This is a genomic window from Pseudomonas sp. 2848 (assembly GCF_003253945.1).
Lineage (GTDB): Bacteria > Pseudomonadota > Gammaproteobacteria > Pseudomonadales > Pseudomonadaceae > Aquipseudomonas.
Window position 1 is genome coordinate 73,357 of the sequence record NZ_QKZD01000008.1, and the last position, 17,031, is coordinate 90,387.

The following is a 17,031-nucleotide window of genomic DNA, read 5'->3' on the forward strand; positions in this document are numbered from 1 at the left end:
AAAACCGCTTCGAGGAACCTGCCATGAGCAGTGAGCTGCACGTAATCGATCTACAGGAAGGCGACGGCAAGGCCGTGGTCAAGGGTGCGCTGATCACCACCCAGTACCGTGGCACCCTGGCTGACGGCCGTGAATTCGATTCTTCCTGGGCACGCGGCAAACCGTTTCAGTGCGTCATCGGTACCGGCCGGGTGATCAAGGGCTGGGACCAGGGCCTGATGGGCATGCGCGTGGGTGGCAAGCGCAAGCTGCAGGTACCGGCGCACCTGGGCTATGGTGAACGCTCGGTCGGTGCGATTCCGCCGAATTCGGACCTTACGTTCGAGATCGAATTGCTGGAAGTGCTGACCCGCGACGACTGAACCGCCTGTAATACTTCAGCAACACCGATGCGCTAAGGTGCTGATTGTCCAAGGAAGGTATGTGCAGTCATGGAGGAACCAAACGGGCCGCAGGCACTCTGAGCCTCACTCGCTGCCAAGGATGGCGATCACGACAGGGACATGTGGCGGGGCAACCCGATATCCAGTGCCACATAGAGCCCGCCCTGTATGAAGCTGCCAGCCTTCCTTCGCCGTCGCCGCCACCTGCTGTTGAGCCTGACGCTCGTCGCCGCCGCCGTGCCGCTGGCCCTGGATGTGGTCGAAAGCCGGGCGCAACCGGTCGACGGGACCCAGACCCTGGTGTTCCTGCGTCACGCCGAGAAACCCGGCGAGGGTCTCGGGCAGTTGAACTGCCAGGGCTTGAACCGGGCCCTGGACCTGGCGACCCTGTTGCCCGAGCGTTTCGGTGATGCCGACTACGTCTTCGCCGCCAACCCTTCACGAGGTGTCGAGGAGGGCAGCCAGGATGAGCGCTACAGTTATATCCGCCCGCTGATGACCATCAGCCCCGCCGCCATCCGCCTCGGTTTGCCGGTCAATATCGACTACGGCGCCAACGACACAGCCGCGCTGGCCGATGAACTGCTCAGTGACAAGTACCGCAATGCGACGGTCTACACGGCCTGGTCACGGGGGTATCTGCCGGAGCTGATCAACACCGTGGCCGGCAAGGCCCTGGGTGAAGACCGGGTGCTCACCGAGGACTGGCACCGCGACGATTTTGACTCCCTGTACGTGCTCACGCTGACCTGGCGCGATGGCAAGGCGACCCTGCTCAGCCGTAACGTGCGCCAGGGCCTGGATAACGGCGAGTCTGGCTGCCCGACCTGAGCTGCTGTTACTGTCTGGCTTTCTGGGCCGGGCATGGATGTGCCGATGGAGCGGGTAACGGTGATCGGTGGCGGCGTGGTCGGGCTGGCCACGGCCTATGCACTGGTGCGCGAAGGCTGGCAGGTCGATCTGGTCGAAGCTCGCGATAGTTTGGCCAGCGCGACCAGCTTCGCCAATGGTGGGCAGTTGTCATATCGCTACGTGGCGCCGCTGGCCGATGCCGGGGTGCCATGGCAAGCGCTGGGCTGGCTGTTGCGCGGCGATTCGCCGCTACGTCTGCGGCTACGTTTGGACACCGCGCAGTGGCGCTGGCTGGCGGCCTTCGTCATGGCCTGCCGTACCCGGGTCAATCGGCGCAATGCCGCCCAGTTGCTGGATCTGGCCTTGCAAAGCCAGGCCGTACTCGCCCGCTGGCGTGAAGAGGACGGCCTCGATGGCTTCGCCTGGCGACGCAATGGCAAGCTGGTCGCGTTCCGAACCCAGCGCGCATTCGAGCACGCTCGCCAACACCTGCTGGACCCCGACACGCAACGGGTCCTGAATGCCGCCGATCTGCGCGGGCTCGACCCGGCGCTTGCCGAAGCCCCTTTCGTGGGCGGCGTGTTCACTGCGGATGAAGAGGTCGCTGACTGTCACCGCTTCTGCCTGCGCCTGGCCGAACACCTGCAGGCCTCAGGGCAGTGCCGGTTGCTGCTGGGGCGGCCGGTGACCCGGTTGATAGCGCGCGATGATCGTGTGGCCGCGCTGGAGCTGGGTGGTGAACAGCTGGAGGTGCAGCGCCTGGTGCTCAGCGCCGGGCACCGTAGCGCCGGCCTGGCCTTGCCCGGCTTGCAGCTGCCGGTATACCCATTGAAGGGCTACAGCCTGACCGCGCCGGTCGTTGCCACGCACCGGGCGCCCGAGGTGAGCATCACCGACTACGAACGCAAGATTGTCTATGCCCGGTTGGAGGATCAACTGCGGGTGGCGGCGATGGTGGACATCGTCGGTTATGACGAGGCGGTGGATGCCGGCAGGCTGGCGAGCATGCGCCGGTTGGCGCGCGAGACCCTGCCGCAGGCCGCTGATTACGGGCAAGCGGTGGAGTGGGCGGGTATGCGGCCGGCGACGCCGACCGGGGTGCCGATCATCGAGGCCACGCGGTATCGCAACCTTTGGCTGAACTTGGGGCATGGCGCGTTGGGGTTTACCTTGGCGTGTGGCAGTGGCGAGCGGCTGGCGAGGCTGTTGCGCTGACCTTGTTGGCCTCATCGCGGGGCAAGTCGGGTCGCCGCATCGCCGCTCCCACGGATTGCTTTTGGCGCTGGGGGAGTGGGCTTGCTTCTGGCAGATCAGCGCCCGAAGCGCATCGGCCAGCCCACCACCTTCTTCGCCCTCGGCGTGGCATAGGTACGCACCTTGGAGGTGCTCAGCCCCATCCGCACCAGCGATTCAGCGATGGTCACCGCCGCGCTCACGCCGTCCACCACCGGCACCCCGGTGCGCTGGCGAATCTGCTCGTCGAGCCCAGCCATGCCGCCGCAACCCAGGCAGATCACTTCGGCCTTGTCCTCGCGCACGGCACGCTCGGCCTGCTCGACGATGGCTTCCACCGCACGCCGTGGATCGGCTTCCAGCTCGAGCACCGCCAGGCCGCTGGCGCGCACCGAGGCGCAGCGCTCGTATAGCCCGGACAGTTTCAGGCGGTCCTCGATCAGCGGCACGGTGCGGTCCAGCGTGGTCACTACCGAGTAGGCGTGGCCCAGGTACATGGCGGTGCTGGCGGCGGCATCGGTGATGTCCACCACCGGCACCTCCAGCAGTTCCTGCAGGCCTTCGCGGCCATGCTCGCCGTAGCCGGCCTGGATCACGGCGTCAAACGGCTGGTCGTAGGCCAGCACCCGGTCCATCACCGCGATGGCGGCCAGGTAGCTTTCGAAATTGCCCTCCACCGACTCGGCGCCGAACCACGGGGTCAGGCCGACGATCTCGGTGCCGGGCGCGGCCACGCTGCGCGCCTGTTCGGCAATGGCTTCGGTGATGGCGGCGGTGGTGTTGACGTTGGCGATCAGAATACGCATGACGGATCTCCCTGAATTCAGTGGCTGCTGTGGTCGACGGCGATGCATTCGCCGCTGACGTCGTGGTACTGGACGTGGCGCGGCGCGATCAGCAGGTACACGGCGGCGGCGATGCCGGCACCGATCAGCCACGAGAACGGCGCGACGCTTTGGAAGTTGGGTACCAGGGCCAGGACGATGGCCAGCAGCGCGGCGGGGATGAATGCCGCCACGGCGCGCAGGTTGATGCCCTTGGTGTAGTGGTAGGCGCCGGCGGGGTTCTCGCTGTACAGCTCGGGCACATTGATGCGGCCCCTGCGCAGCAGCCAGTAGTCGGCCATGATCACCCCGTACAGCGGGCCGAGCAGGGCGCCGAGGCCGGAGAGGAAGTACACGATCACCAGCGGGCTGTTGTACAGGTTCCACGGCAGGATCAGCAGCGCCAGGGTGGCGCTGATCAGCCCGGCGCGGCGGAAGTTCAGATGCCGCGGCGCCAGGTTGCTGAGCACGAAGGCCGGGGCGACGAAGTTGGCCATGATGTTCACCGCCACGGTGACGATCAGGAAGGCCAGGCAACCGAGCACCAGGAACGCGGTGTTGGGGATGCTGGCGACGATCTGCGTCGGGCTGTCGATGATCTGGCCGTTGATCTGGAACTGCGCGCCGCACAGCACCACGGTGATCGCCGCGAACACCAGGATGTTCACCGGCAGGCCCCAGAAGTTGCCGACACGGATGGTCTTGCGGCATGGCGAGCTGCGGGCGAAGTCGCAGAAGTTGAGCACCAGGGTGCCGTAGATCGCCAGCCACAGCGCGCCGCCGGCGAAGATGTTGCGCCACATCTCGTAGCCGCTCAGGGGCTCGGCCACCGACCAGGCGATGCGCGCATCGGCCTTGAAGTACATGAACACGGCAAGGCTGGCCACGGTGAGCAGGATTACCGGCCCGGCGAACGCCTCGTAGCGGCGCACCATTTCCATGCCGTAGGCGAGGATTACCAGCTGCACCAGCCAGATCGCCACGAAGCACACCCAGCCCAGGCTCGACAGGCCGAGGATGCTGTCGTGATCGAAGGCCGCCACCTGCGGCCACACCGCGGTCAGCAGCACGCGCAGTACCACCGAGGCCAGGTAGGTCTGGATGCCGAACCAGGCGATGGCGATCACCGCGCGGATCAGTGCCGGGATCTGCGCGCCGTGAATACCGAAGGCGATACGGCTGATTACCGGGAACGGCACGCCGGTCTTCTGCCCCATGTAGCCGGACAGGTTCATGAAGAAGTACACCAGCGCCGCGCCGATCGCCAGTGACAGGAGGATCTGCCAGCCGCCCAGGCCCAGGGCGAACAGCCCCATGGCGAACGAGTAGTTGGCGATATTGTGCACATCGTTGGTCCACAGCGCGAAGATGCTGTAGCCGCCCCAGCGGCGGCCTTCGAGTTTGGTCGGGGCGAGGTCGCGGTTGTGCAGGCGTGGGCTCAGTTCGAGGTCGGCCGGGTGGCCTTCGAGGCTGGTGGTCGAGGGATGGGTGCTGGCAACGGAAAGTTCAGGGGCAAGGGGGAGGCTGCTACTCATTCCGGCGGCTCCTGATGCGCGTGACTGCGATGAGCGGGCGCTGGCGCACGGGCTCGCCATCTCGTCGGTGCAGGCGTTGGCATCACTGGGTTCTGGGCGCAACGGCCGCCGATGGGGCGGCGCTGCGGGTTATTGTGTATTTATGTTTTGTTGAATTTGTATACAAAACACAGACACACAAAAGCCAGTTCCATGCCAGAGGGAATCGGAGTGCGGTGTAGCTTTTATTTCGAATCGATCTAGTTGGTAGGTAAGTTAATGAAAGTAGTCGATTATAAACTGACCAAATGAACAGGTTTAAAATTTATGATGTTGAATTAGTTGATCATTTGGTCAAATTTTATAACGATTGATGTGTAACTTATTGGGGCGTTACCTTGTGAAAGTGCACACAAAAATGGCACCAATGGTGACGTTTGTGTGTACAACTCTTTATGCGGGTGGATCCTTTTTACGGCCAGGACATTCATGTCCTGCAGCTTCCAACGCGCCGGATCGAATAGTCAGCGCGTCTGCGTGCCCAGGAAATCTGGCTGACGCCGGCTTCGCGCAAATGCTTCCGGAACATGGCAAGCGCTTCCTTGACAGCGCCGCCAGGGAAGCAGAAATCGATCACCCAGGCCCGTCCACCCTCATTCCACTCGCTGGGGTGCAACAGGAAATTCGGGTCCTGCACAAAGCGTTGTTCGGTATCGGGCGCCAGGTGCGCCCAGATGAGAAAACCTCGGGGGTTAGATGACGAATCGAAGAGCATGATGATCTGTGCGTGCTCGATAGCGGGTGCGAGCCAGTAGTACAACGTGCGTATCTGGAAGCTTGAAGAGCGTCGGCAGCAGGCCATGACCATGGCCGCATGGCCCAACATCGCCGCCTTGTCATTGAGCTTGGTATCCCGGCAGTTGGTCTGCAGGTTGTAATGTCTGGTCATCTTTTCACCTCGCGAGGCCAGGGTAGAAGTTCAATGCTTGTCTGATTTCTTCATCGCCATCGGCCTCGGCCAGTAGCGCCTCCAGGGTCAGCGCTTGTGCAGCACGCCCTGGTAAGGTGAAGCAGCCGGTTTCAGGGTTGAAGCTGATGGCCAGCGTGGCAGTTGACCAGAACGGCAGGGCGTCCGGCTGTTCATGGCCGAGGTTGAAGCGAGCCGCCAGCAGCGCGTGGTCTTGCAAGGCATGCAGGGCCGCTCTTCGGTCACCGTCCGGTTTCTCGTCGAGGGCATCGATCTGGCTTTGCAGCTCATGCAGCACGCGGTGGCTGCGGTTCAGCCGCGTGGCATTGATCAGCAGGGCGAGGTGCAAGTGCCGGCGGTCGATGCCGTGATCGCCAGCCGCCTGTGCAACCTTGTCAAACAGCTGACCGTAACTTGAGTGCAGTTGAGCGTCCAGCGTGGGATTGCTCGCCAGCCAGGCTGGGCCGGCTGCTGCAGTGTCCTGGTCCAGGCTGGCCAGCAGGGCGTGAAAGAGCGCTCCACTCCAGCGTTCATATCCGTCCCAACCTACTGCGTCGGCTATGGAGGTGACCGTGAACTGGTCAAGTTCCAGAGCACGGTGCAGTGCCGTGGCAAAGGCGGTGAACTCCGGGGTATTTTCCACCGCGCGCAACAACCAGAGCGGGAACCCGGCCTGAGCGATCTGATACAGGTGCAGGTAGTGGTTGTAGCGTTGGGTAAAGTGCTCCGCAGTCGTTTGCCAAAGGCGTAGCGAAACGTCGCCTGTCACGACCGCATATTTGCCCAGGTAGTAACACAGGCTCTGCAGGCTTTGCACGGCGGGCAGGTATTCGGTATTGAAACGGTCGATGCTGGAGCGGTCGTGTATAGCGTCGTCAGTGAAAAGGCAAATACCGCTGAGGTCCAGCCAGCCGCCTGTAAGTGAAACATTGGATGCGCTGACATTGAAATGGATGATGTGCTTTGCTCGCGCAGCAGCGAATTGCTCGGCGTAGCGGTCGGCCAGTTCAACAAGGCCACTTTGCAGGCGTTGTTCGAGTGCGGGCATCTGGGCGGTCGAGCCTGGTGCCGCGGGGAGGAATTCGACAAGTCGCTGAATGGCCTGTTTTACCCGCAGCGCATCCTCGCCCAAACCATCCAGGCGCTTCTGTCTGAAGTAAACGGACCTGATGAAATGCGCGGGGCGCACAACCGGTTGACGCACGAGAAGGCCTCGTTTCAACGCCCCTTTCCACGTGTCATAGGTCAGACCGGTGTCGAGGATGGCCACGGTGCGCGTCGCCCCGAAAGGCAGCACCGACTCGATGATCTCTGCCCAGATCGATTCATAGAGCGCGGTGGTCAGCGACAGGTTGCCATCCCCATGGCCCGCGTCGACATCATGACCGACCAGGGCATTGGCCCCCAGCCCCTTGAGTTGCCAGGTGCCGTCGAACCCGCAGCGCGCACCACCGCCGTTACTAAGAATGCCGTCGCCGCCATAGCGTTCAGCCATGAAGGTCTTGCGCGGTGCGCTGTCGCACCGCGGCACGGCCTTGGGCTTGATCAAGTAACTGTAAGAAGCGAGTACGTCATCCGAAGTCTGTTGTTGGCACAGCGACTCGTTGAGATAAACAACTTCACAGCCTTCGATAAGTACGGCGTCGAAAGGGACGAATACTTCGTGCAGCTCATTGAGTTGAGCCGCTTTATTGTCTGGGGCGTTCATCGGGAAAGCGTAGTTTCGACAGTGGTGGGCAGGTGGGTGCCGAAGTGGCCAGTCAGCGTATCGAACTGGCGGGGCAGTGACTGTTTATACCTCACGGTCATGCCAAAGTGCCACCCTACAGGTGTAGGATGGCCTGAACTTCAAGAGTGTGGATAATCAAGCATTGTGCGCAGGAACTTTAGACGCATTGATAAGAATCGCCAGTTCAATACGGCTGCTGATATTCAATTTCTTGAATACCGAAGACAAATGGTCTCTGACGGTGTGCTGGCTGATACCCAATTGTTGCCCGATTTCCTTGTTGGTCAATCCTTTTGATAAACAGTGAATGACGTCATGTTCTCGTTCCGTGATGTTCAACGCATGTTCCCTTAGTGTTGCAGTTGCCGACTGTCAGGCGGCGGATGGTAAAAATCGAGTGGCTGTATGTGCTGTCCTGCTCATGGTGGGGTGGGACGAACGGTCAGGTCAAAAATTTAGTGCGCAGGCCCATTTTCTATCGGCCACCGAGGGCGACCTCTTGACGCGATTGGCCCTGTGGGGTTGAGCCGGGAGCATGACGCCCGGCCAAAAAAAGGATGACTGCGTGACAGGTAAGGCCCCCTTGTTTCGACACGAAGCGCTGGCCGCGCGACAGACCAACTGGCTGGGTGACATCGTGCTGGTCCGGCCCGTTTCCTTCACGGTGATGACACTCGTGGCGTTGTTGCTCGCGGCGATGGTCGTGAGTTTTTTCTTCTACGGCAGCTATACCCGGCGCAGCACAGTCCCGGGTCAACTGGTGCCGTCATCCGGGCAGTTGAAAATACACGCACCGCAGTACGGTGTCGTGCTGGAGCGTTTCGTCGAAGAGGGTCAGCTGGTAGAGCAAGGGGCTCGGTTGTTGCTGATTTCCAGTGAGCGCTCGGTCGACTCTGGGCCTGTCCAGGCAGAGGTCAGCGATCAGCTCCAGCACCAGCGTCATTCCTTGGAGGAAGAGCTGCGCAAGCAGCAGCAACTGCAAGTCGAAGCGCGGCTGAGCCTGGACAGCAAATTGCAAAGCCTGACTCAGGAACTGGACACGCTGGCCCAGCAAATCGCCAGCCAGCAGCGGCTTGTGCAACTGGCCAGCAATGCGGCGGAGCGTTACCAGGGCCTCATGGACAAGGGCTACATCTCCATGGACCAATTGCAGCAGCGGCAGGCCGAGCTTCTTGGTCAGCGCCGGAGCCTGCAGGGGTTGGTGCGCGAGTCCACGGTGCTCAAGCAGCAGTTGGTCGAGCGCCAGCACGAACGGGCCGGGCTGGCCGCGTTACACGGCAATCAGCTGGCCAGCATCGGCCGCTCCCTGTCGTCGGTGCAGCAGGCGCTGATCGAGAGCGAAGCCAAACGCTCACTGGTCATCACGGCGCCGCAGCAAGGCGTGGCCACTTCCATCCTGGCCGAGCCGGGGCAGGTCGTGGACAGTTCGCGATCTCTGATGAGCCTGGTGCCGGCGGATGCCAACCTGCAAGCCGAGTTGTATGCCCCCAGCAAGGCCATAGGCTTCATCCGGGCGGGCGATGCCGTGTTGCTGCGTTACCAGGCCTACCCCTACCAAAAGTTCGGCCAGCACCATGGCCAGGTGATTTCCGTGTCCAGAACGACGCTTTCGGCCGCCGAGCTTGCCAATGTGGTGGGGACCGTGCCGGGCCTGGGAGGCGACGGCGAACAGATCTATCGCATCCGCGTGGAGATACAGAAACAGGCGGTGCTGGCCTACGGTGAGTCCCGGCCCTTGCAGGCGGGCATGCTGCTAGAGGCGGATGTCCTGCAGGAAACCCGGCATCTGTACGAGTGGGTGCTCGAACCGCTCTACAGCTTGACCGGCAAGCTCTAGGAATGCATGCATGAACTACATCGATGCCATCACCCCGACACTGGGGCGCCGCCTGCCGCTGATCCTGCAGACCGAGGCCACCGAGTGCGGGCTCGCCTGCCTGGCCATGATCGCTGGCCTGCACGGCCACCATACGTCCCTGATGGAGCTGCGCCGGCAGTTCAGCGTCTCGCTCAAGGGCATCACCCTCAGGCAACTGATGCAGACTGCGCAGCGCCTCGATCTTGGCACTCGGGCGGTAAGGCTGGAGCTGAGCGACCTGAACAAGCTCAAGCTGCCCTGTGTGCTGCACTGGAACTTCAACCATTTCGTGGTGCTCAAGGCGGTCAACGGGCAGCGCCTGACCCTGCATGATCCCGCGCAGGGGGTACGGCAACTGAGCCTGGCCCAGGCCAGCGAATGCTTCACCGGCGTTGCGTTGGAGGTCTGGCCCGAGCAGGGCTTCGAACCGCAGGCTGCCAAGCCTCGGCTCGGCCTGACGAGAATGCTGGGCCGCGTCAGCGGGCTGTATCGCGGCCTGGTCCAGGTGTTGCTGCTGGCGCTGGCGCTGGAGGTGTTTTCGCTGGTCAGCCCGTTCCTGTTGCAATGGACCCTCGACAATGTGCTGGTCACCCAGGACCGCGACTTGCTGAGCACGCTGATGATCGGCTTCGGCCTGTTGCTGCTGATGCAGCAATTGGTCAGCGCCACGCGGGCCTGGGTGATGATGCACATGAGCACCTTGCTGAGCGTGCAATGGCGGGCGAACGTCTTCAGCCACCTGTTGCGCCTGCCGATCCAGTACTTCGAGAAACGCCACCTGGGTGATGTGGTGTCTCGCTTCGGGGCTGTCGATCAAATCCAGCATACGCTGACCGCCGCATTCTTCTCGGCGATTCTCGATGGCCTGATGACCATCGCGACCCTGGCCCTGATGTTCCTCTACAGCCCCCTGTTGGCGATGATCGCGGTACTGGCCATGGTGGCCTACATCGGCGTGCGCTGGGCATGGTATGGCCCTCTGCGCCGTGCCAGCGAGGAGCAAATCGTGCATGCGGCCCGCCAGCAGAGCCACTTTCTTGAAACCCTGCGCGGCATACGCACGCTCAAACTGTTCCAGCGGCAAAGCGAAAGGCGTTCCACCTGGCTGGGGCTGCTGGTCGCGCAGATCAACGCGGGGTTGCGCACGCAGAAACTGCAGTTGCTCTATACCCAGCTCAATGCGTTGATCTTCGGCCTGGAAAACCTCTGCACCATTGGCTTTGGCGCTGCGCTGGTGATGGACAACCACTTCACGGTTGGCGTGTTGATGGCGTTCGTGGCGTACAAGAGCCAGTTCGTCAGCCGTGTGGCGAGCCTGGTAGACCACCTGTTCGACCTGCATATGCTGCGTTTGCAGGGCGAGCGTCTGGCTGACATCGTTCTGCAGCCGCCCGAGGAGCAGCGCGATGGGTCCCAATCGGTGAACTGGCCAGCCGGGCGGATGAGCATCGACATCCAGAACCTCAGCTATCGCTACTCCGAGCATGAGCCGCTGGTGCTCGATGGCATCGACCTGCGCATTGCTCCCGGAGAGTCCGTGGCCATCACCGGGGCCTCCGGATGTGGCAAAAGCACCCTGGTGAACGTGCTGCTGGGGGTGTTGCCGGCCACCAGCGGGCAGATCCGCATGGCGGGGCATGAACTGCGCCAGCTGGACCTGGAATCCTGGCGCGGGCGGATCGGCACGGTGATGCAGGACGACTGCCTGTTTGCCGGCTCGCTTGCGGACAACATCACCTTCTTCGAAACGAGCCCCGATCTGGAATGGGCCATGGAATGCGCGCGCATGGCCGCCATCGATGCCGACATCGCAGCCATGCCGATGGGCTACAACACGCTGGTGGGCGACATGGGCACCGTACTGTCGGGCGGGCAGAAACAACGCGTGCTGCTGGCCAGGGCCCTGTACCGGCGGCCGGACATTCTCATTCTCGACGAGGCCACCAGTCATCTCGATGTGGCCAGCGAGCAGTGTGTCAACGCGGCGGTGCGTGCACTCGACGTGACGCGAATCATCGTTGCCCACCGTGCCGAGACGATCGCCTCCGCAGATCGGGTAGTGCGTCTCGAGGCGGGGCGCGTGGTGCTTGACCAGCGGGTGGCTTGCGTGTCGTCGGGTCTGGGTGAAGCTGTCACGCCATGAGTGCAGGTGTCTTCAAACGTTGCCTGCTGGTGCTTGTGTGCACATGGGCGTCCTGTGCCGCTGCCCTGGACGTGTTCTCGACCGTCGACGCCGTGGCGCCTGCGGCCGTGCTCGAAGGCACAGGCCTGGGCGCGGCCTGCGTGGATGGGGCGCTACCGGAGGTGCTCAGCCTGGAGGTCATGGTCGAGCGGGTGTTGTGTCACGACCCCCAGGCCCGGCATGCCTGGGCGCAGGCCAAGGCCCAGGCGGCGCAGGTCGGGCTAGCGCGCTCGGCGTACCTGCCCAGGCTCGATGCGACGGCCACCTACAGCCGCGGTCGTAATGACACCCATTACGAACAGACCGACTCCTCGGTGCAGGGGCGTCAACGTCAGCTGGATCATCGTCTGAGCCTGAGCTGGGTGCTGTTCGATTCCGGCCGGCGTGAAGCCGACCTGCGCAATGCGCGGCAGTTGCTGGTGGCGGCCAATGCCAATCAGGATGAGCGCTTGCAGGAGGCCTTTGTGCAGGCAGCCAGCCTGTACTACGACACCCTGGCCGCCCAGGACAGGCAGCGGGCCGCCGAGCAGGTTGCCGCGCTGGCGGCGGAAAACCTCAAGGATGCCAGCGCCAAGTTCGACGCGGGCGCCGCCGCGCTGAGCGACCGCCTCCAGGCGCAGACCGCCTACTCGCAGGCCAGCCTGAACCTGGTTCGCGGCCAGGGGGCGGTGCGCGATGCCAAAGGCCAGATCGCCTTGCGCATGGGGCTGGCGCCGCAGACGCGGCTGATGCTGGCGCAAACGCTGACACGACGGCCGGACACCGCCTTCGTCAAAGGCCTGGATGCACTGCTCGAGCAGGCGGGCAGCGACCACCCTGCGTTGATCGCCGCCAAGGCGAAACTGGAGGCGGCAAAGGCAGCCGTCGTCGAGCGCGAGGCTGCCGGCCGCCCATCGCTGTCGTTGATTGCCTCGCTGTCGGATGTGAAGACCCATCAAGCCATGGATTACAACGGCGATAGTCATATCCGTGACAACAGCGTTGGTCTTCAGGTCAGCATCCCGTTGTTCGAAGGGTTCGGGCGCACCTATCAGGTTCGGGGTGCCCGGGCCAGGGTGCAGGCCCAGGAAGCAGAACTGGCCGATGCTCGGCAGCGTGTGGCGCTGGAGCTGTGGGCCAGTTACCAGGCCTTGGGTATCGAGACCCAGGCGCTGGACAGAACCGCCGAGTGGGTCGAGCAGGCAATGCTCGCCCTGACCGTGGTCCAGGGCCGTTATCGCTCTGGAGTGGGCAGCATGATCGAGCTGCTCAATGCTTCTTCCGCCTATGCAATGGCGGAGCAGGAGCATATTGCTGCATTGAATGGTTGGCACCGTGCGCGATTGCGTCTGGCGGCGAGCTTGGGGCGCCTGGGGTTCTGGGCGCTTTGATCGCTGCTGTACGACAAGTGGGGTCGCGCGTGTAGCCAAAGGGTAAATGCCAAACGTTTTTCCATGAAATCATAGGGAGTTGTAACAATGCGAGATATCACAGCAGAAGAGCTCGAGATGGTGGCAGGCGCCTTTGGTCCTGTTGGGGCAGTCGGTGGTGCGGCAGTTGGAGTTGCTACTTATCTCGGTAGCCAGACCGGTGGTGGAAGTATCAATGGAGCTGATCTGGCGTTGGCGGCAGGGGCTGGTGCTCTGATAGGTGCTTTTACCGGCCCTGCCGGCATCGGCAGCATTGCTGCGGGAACGACCGCAGGTTTTGGTGGCGGAGTGATTACAGGTAATGGATCGCGTATGTGGGGCAGTGGTTCGACGGGGGCTTGAGCGTTTATCCCGATGGTGGTGATTTCGAGGTGAGAACGGTTTTTCCTCACGATGGCACGTTACATCAATGCCCGCAGGTTGGAGGTAAGGTTGATATATGTTATGGATTTGCTGTCGGCCTTGCTGTTGGCAGTGTTGTTCAAAAAAGTGGCCGGCTTGCTGAAGGGCAAGTTCGGTTGGAACACTGACGGCGTGCTGGGTCTGATATCGGTACCGGTCATCTACCTGTTGATTTATTTTGTTGTTCACCCGTCGTTGTCCAAGTGGTTCTAGACAGGTTGCCGCTCGCCTGTAAAGCTCGATTGCCTTACAGGCGCGCAGTAACAGGGTGGCTGCAAAGTGCTTTCGATGGCCCACCATCAGGGAAGGCAGTGCGGTCAATTTTGACCGGTTGACCGCTTCAACGTCGAAAGAGGCTTGAACATCCCGTATTCGCTGGGTGTTTGAGCTTCTTTTCGACTGGGCGAGTCAACTAGTGTGGTGTTTTGCAAATACGACCAATAAATCGCGAGCGATTTTTGCGCTCAGGCAAGGCGTCGCGACGAGTCTTAGCCCAGCTACGGCGAGGAGCGACAACGCCGCATGAGCGCAAAAAGCGCCACGAGTTATGGTCGTTATTTGTGAAACACCACACTAGATCCAGCCCTACACCTGTAGGGTGTCGGGCGCGGTCGGGTGGCGATACACTGAATGTGAGTGGTGGCATCTGGCCTCGGTTCGACGAAAAAAGTCAGACGATAGATGATCTGGAGTAGTACTGATGAATGCTTTTGTCGCGATGGTCGTAACCATCTTGATCGGAATAGCCGTGGGTACGGCTGCCGATTATTGGATGCTTGATAAATTTATAAAGTACGCATTGATGGCAGTGGTGATAACGCTGTCGCTACGGGTACTGCGTGGAAGTAAACTGTAAGGCAGTTGTTCTTGGTTTTCAGTGGCCGGTTCGCGGCCCTGCGCGCAAGGGTTAGATGGTGCGTGCAGCGTGTATATAAGGAGTGGTACACACTCCGCTAATAATGAATTTTTATTCCGTGATGTCCAATGAATTCGAAAATCGCTAGCGGGAATGATGGCGTCCCTGAAGACGCGTCATTTTTGCGTAAGACCTTTTGTTTGGTGTCGTTGTACTGGAAGAGTGAAGAGAAGCTATTCGCCTGGTGTTCACTGGTGGCCTTGGCGGTGTTGTCGCTGCTGGCCGTAGCCACCGCGTTGGCTATCAACGAATGGTACAAGCACTTCTACAATGCCATCCAGGCACTCGATGCCTCTTCCTTCTATCGTCTGGTGCTGGTATTTGTTGCCGTTGTGCTGCTGTCGGTATTGCGCTCCGTCTTGATCACCTATTGGGTCGACGTCTTCGCATTGAGATGGCGGCGCTGGTTGACCAATCACTACCTGTCCGCATGGGTCGTCGAGTCGAATCGCCCTCAGCAGATCGAGCAGCAGGTCGATAATCCCGATCAGCGCATCGCCGAGGACATCAACAAATTCACGTTCGAGACCATCGATCTGGCCTGCGGCCTGTTCTACACCCTGGCCAGCGTGGTCTCGTTCAGCGTGGTGTTGATCAGTATTTCAGGCAGTGCGCAACTGTGGGGCTTGAGTATCCCCGCCTACATGTTCTGGGCTGCCATTTTCTACGCCCTGCTGGGCACCTTCATCAGCCAGAAAATCGGCTTCAAACTGGTCTCCTTGAGCAACAACCAGCAGCGTTCCGAGGCGGACCTGCGATATTTCCTCATCCGTTTCCGTGACCACTCCTGCGAGCAGGGGGGGCAGTCAGGCCGCAATGGCCAAAAAGACCGCATCAGTGAAAAGCTCGATGTCAGCCTGGCCAACATGCGCCGCACTATCCGCGTGAAGATGCGTCTTTCGTTGTTCACCGAGAGTTACAGCCAGCTCTCGCTGGTGTTCAGCAGCCTGCTGGCGGTTCCGCGCTTCTTTTCCGGTGCCATCCAGTTTGGTGACGTCATGCAGATCAACTCGGCGTTCGGCAACCTTTGCGATAATCTCAGCTGGTTCATCAATGCCTATCACCGCCTGGCCGACTGGAAAGCCACGACGGACAGGTTGATCTCGTTCGATGGCGCATTGGCCGAACGCTCCGTAATAGAGGGTGTGACGCGTGGGCACGGAACTGTCTTCGCGAAGTAGCCTCACCCTGAGGCGCCTTTATCAATTCATCGGCGGCAACCGCCGCTTCACCGGCGTCTTCTTGATGATCGCCGTGTTGGTCTCGGCCAGCACATTCAGGCGGTCGAGCAGCGTGTCCAACTGCTCCATCGAGCGCACATGCAGCCGCGCGATGAAGCAGTCCTCGCCGGTCACCTTGTCGCACTCGGTGAACTCGGGGATGGCGACGATTTGCCGTTCCACTTCCTGCAACTGCCCCGGCAGCGGGCGGATGCGCACGATGGCCTGCAACTGGTAGCCGAAACAGCGCGGGTCCACCTCTACCGTGTAGCCGCGCAGCACGCCGCGCTCCTCCAGGCGGCGCAGGCGCTCGCTGACGCTGGGCGCCGACAGGCCGCTGATCTGCGCCAGGGCCTTGAGCGAGCGGCGCGAGTCCTCCATCAGGGCGTTTATCAGTAACTGGTCGATGGCATCGGTCATGGCGGCCTCGTTAGGCAATTTTCAAGATATGCCTTGATAGTAAAGGCGCAAGCCCGGATATGCCTTGGTTATCCGCTGGAAGGTCACCTTCGACCCTCCGCATACTGTGCCCATCGTCGACAGGAGGTGTGAGATGGACAATGCGTTGCGCCGTGGTTCGCTGGAAATGATCGCTGCCATGCTGATCTCCGGGACCATCGGCTGGTTCGTGCTGGTGTCCGGGCAACCGGTGCTGGAGGTGGTGTTCTGGCGCTGTTTGTTCGGTGCCGGCACCTTGCTGCTGATCTGCGCGGCCATGGGCGTTCTCAAGCCGGGGGTGCTGACCCGCGCCACCTTCTTGCTGGCGGTGGTCAGCGGGGTGGCGATCGTCGGCAACTGGGTACTGCTGTTCGCCTCCTACTCGCGGGCATCGATCGCCATCGGTACCGCGGTGTACAACGTCCAGCCGTTCATGCTGGTGGGGCTGGCGGCACTGTTCCTGGGCGAGAAGATCACCCTGGCCAAGCTGACCTGGCTGAGCGTGGCGTTCCTCGGCATGCTCGCCATCGTCAGCGCTCATGGCGCGGGGCAGGCCAGTGGTGGCGAGTACCTGCAGGGCATCGCCCTGGCGCTGGGCGCGGCGTTCCTGTATGCCGTGGCGGCGCTGATCATCAAGCGCCTGACCGGCACGCCGCCGCACCTGATCGCGCTGATCCAGGTAAGTACCGGCGTCTTGCTGCTGGCGCCCTGGGTGAAGCTGGGCGGGCTGCCGGGTGAACTGCCGGCGCTTGGCAGCCTGGTGACGCTAGGGATCGTGCATACCGGGTTGATGTACGTGCTGCTGTACAGCGCCATCCAGCGCCTGCCCACGGCGTTGACCGGAGCGTTGTCGTTCATCTACCCGATCGCTGCGATCCTGGTCGACTGGGTGGCGTTCGACCATCGTCTGGCGCCGTTGCAATGGCTTGGGGTGGGGCTGATTCTGCTGGCGGCGGCGGGCATGCAGCAGGGGTGGTGGTTTCGTGCTGCCGCCAAGTCCGCCCAGCAGCGCTGAATCAGGGGTCAGGAAGAATCCTATATGCGGAAAAGAATTATCCTATAGGTGGCAGATTGATGTCGTATTGATGGCTCGTGGCTGGTCTT

17 protein-coding genes are annotated in these 17,031 nt (G+C 61.7%); 11 read left to right on the plus strand and 6 right to left on the minus strand.

Going from position 1 to position 17,031, the window contains the following annotated elements; genetic code table 11:
* The first annotated feature begins 23 nt into the window (after positions 1–23).
* The 3 genes from DFS21_RS17135 (at position 24) to DFS21_RS17145 (ending at position 2,450) form a co-directional block, all read left to right on the plus strand.
* Complete coding sequence (locus DFS21_RS17135; RefSeq protein WP_102683576.1) at positions 24–362, plus strand: FKBP-type peptidyl-prolyl cis-trans isomerase; 339 nt, start codon at positions 24–26, stop codon at positions 360–362.
* A 189-nt stretch (positions 363–551) separates the two neighbouring features.
* Entirely contained in the window at positions 552–1,214 is a 663-nt protein-coding gene (locus tag DFS21_RS17140; RefSeq protein ID WP_102683575.1) for a histidine phosphatase family protein, read from the plus strand.
* 33 nt (positions 1,215–1,247) lie between these two features.
* On the plus strand, positions 1,248–2,450 hold the full coding sequence (locus tag DFS21_RS17145; protein WP_256591408.1) for a D-amino acid dehydrogenase: 1,203 nt from the start codon (positions 1,248–1,250) through the stop codon (positions 2,448–2,450).
* Positions 2,451–2,545: 95 nt separating this feature from the next.
* Here the strand turns inward: DFS21_RS17145 and DFS21_RS17150 are convergent, their stop codons facing one another.
* From DFS21_RS17150 to DFS21_RS17170, 5 genes are all read right to left on the minus strand, one after another.
* Positions 2,546–3,274, minus strand: coding sequence for an aspartate/glutamate racemase family protein (locus DFS21_RS17150; RefSeq protein WP_110703939.1), 729 nt, complete (start codon positions 3,272–3,274; stop codon positions 2,546–2,548).
* 17 nt (positions 3,275–3,291) lie between these two features.
* Entirely contained in the window at positions 3,292–4,827 is a 1,536-nt protein-coding gene (locus DFS21_RS17155) for an NCS1 family nucleobase:cation symporter-1 (RefSeq protein ID WP_111532701.1), read from the minus strand.
* A 466-nt stretch (positions 4,828–5,293) separates the two neighbouring features.
* Entirely contained in the window at positions 5,294–5,755 is a 462-nt protein-coding gene (locus DFS21_RS17160; RefSeq protein ID WP_110703943.1) for a toxin-activating lysine-acyltransferase, read from the minus strand.
* Between the two features lie 4 nt (positions 5,756–5,759).
* A complete protein-coding gene (locus DFS21_RS17165) occupies positions 5,760–7,481 on the minus strand; it encodes a hypothetical protein (RefSeq protein WP_111532702.1) in 1,722 nt (573 codons plus the stop codon).
* A 156-nt stretch (positions 7,482–7,637) separates the two neighbouring features.
* The gene (locus tag DFS21_RS17170) at positions 7,638–7,841 is read right to left on the minus strand and encodes a response regulator transcription factor (protein WP_094010633.1); all 204 of its coding nucleotides are present in this window, start codon (positions 7,839–7,841) and stop codon (positions 7,638–7,640) included.
* A 244-nt stretch (positions 7,842–8,085) separates the two neighbouring features.
* Here DFS21_RS17170 and DFS21_RS17175 point away from each other — a divergent pair, with 244 nt between their 5' ends.
* The 7 genes from DFS21_RS17175 to DFS21_RS17190 all read left to right on the plus strand — a co-directional run bounded on the left by DFS21_RS17175 (position 8,086) and on the right by DFS21_RS17190 (position 15,450).
* Complete coding sequence (locus DFS21_RS17175; RefSeq protein WP_256591409.1) at positions 8,086–9,339, plus strand: HlyD family secretion protein; 1,254 nt, start codon at positions 8,086–8,088, stop codon at positions 9,337–9,339.
* A gap of 10 nt (positions 9,340–9,349) precedes the next feature.
* Positions 9,350–11,503 (plus strand): peptidase domain-containing ABC transporter, encoded by a 2,154-nt coding sequence (locus DFS21_RS17180; protein ID WP_111532704.1) that lies wholly within the window; start codon positions 9,350–9,352, stop codon positions 11,501–11,503.
* The gene (locus DFS21_RS17185; RefSeq protein ID WP_110703953.1) at positions 11,500–12,912 is read left to right on the plus strand and encodes a TolC family protein; all 1,413 of its coding nucleotides are present in this window, start codon (positions 11,500–11,502) and stop codon (positions 12,910–12,912) included. The genes DFS21_RS17180 and DFS21_RS17185 overlap by 4 nt, the downstream gene beginning before the upstream one ends.
* An 87-nt stretch (positions 12,913–12,999) precedes the next feature.
* Entirely contained in the window at positions 13,000–13,293 is a 294-nt protein-coding gene (locus tag DFS21_RS26490; RefSeq protein ID WP_146603146.1) for a hypothetical protein, read from the plus strand.
* Between the two features lie 51 nt (positions 13,294–13,344).
* Entirely contained in the window at positions 13,345–13,566 is a 222-nt protein-coding gene (locus DFS21_RS26495) for a hypothetical protein (protein ID WP_146230448.1), read from the plus strand.
* 487 nt (positions 13,567–14,053) lie between these two features.
* Positions 14,054–14,209: a hypothetical protein gene (locus tag DFS21_RS26630; protein ID WP_158539556.1), complete on the plus strand. Its 156-nt coding sequence runs from the start codon at positions 14,054–14,056 to the stop codon at positions 14,207–14,209.
* Between the two features lie 128 nt (positions 14,210–14,337).
* A complete protein-coding gene (locus DFS21_RS17190) occupies positions 14,338–15,450 on the plus strand; it encodes an SbmA/BacA-like family transporter (protein ID WP_111532705.1) in 1,113 nt (370 codons plus the stop codon).
* Between the two features lie 21 nt (positions 15,451–15,471).
* On the opposite strand, the gene DFS21_RS17195 is transcribed toward DFS21_RS17190, so the two are convergent.
* Complete coding sequence (locus tag DFS21_RS17195) at positions 15,472–15,909, minus strand: Lrp/AsnC family transcriptional regulator (protein ID WP_110703957.1); 438 nt, start codon at positions 15,907–15,909, stop codon at positions 15,472–15,474.
* Between the two features lie 133 nt (positions 15,910–16,042).
* Between DFS21_RS17195 and DFS21_RS17200 the strand changes: the two genes are divergently transcribed.
* Positions 16,043–16,942, plus strand: coding sequence for a DMT family transporter (locus DFS21_RS17200; protein ID WP_110703959.1), 900 nt, complete (start codon positions 16,043–16,045; stop codon positions 16,940–16,942).
* Positions 16,943–17,031 lie beyond the last annotated feature (89 nt).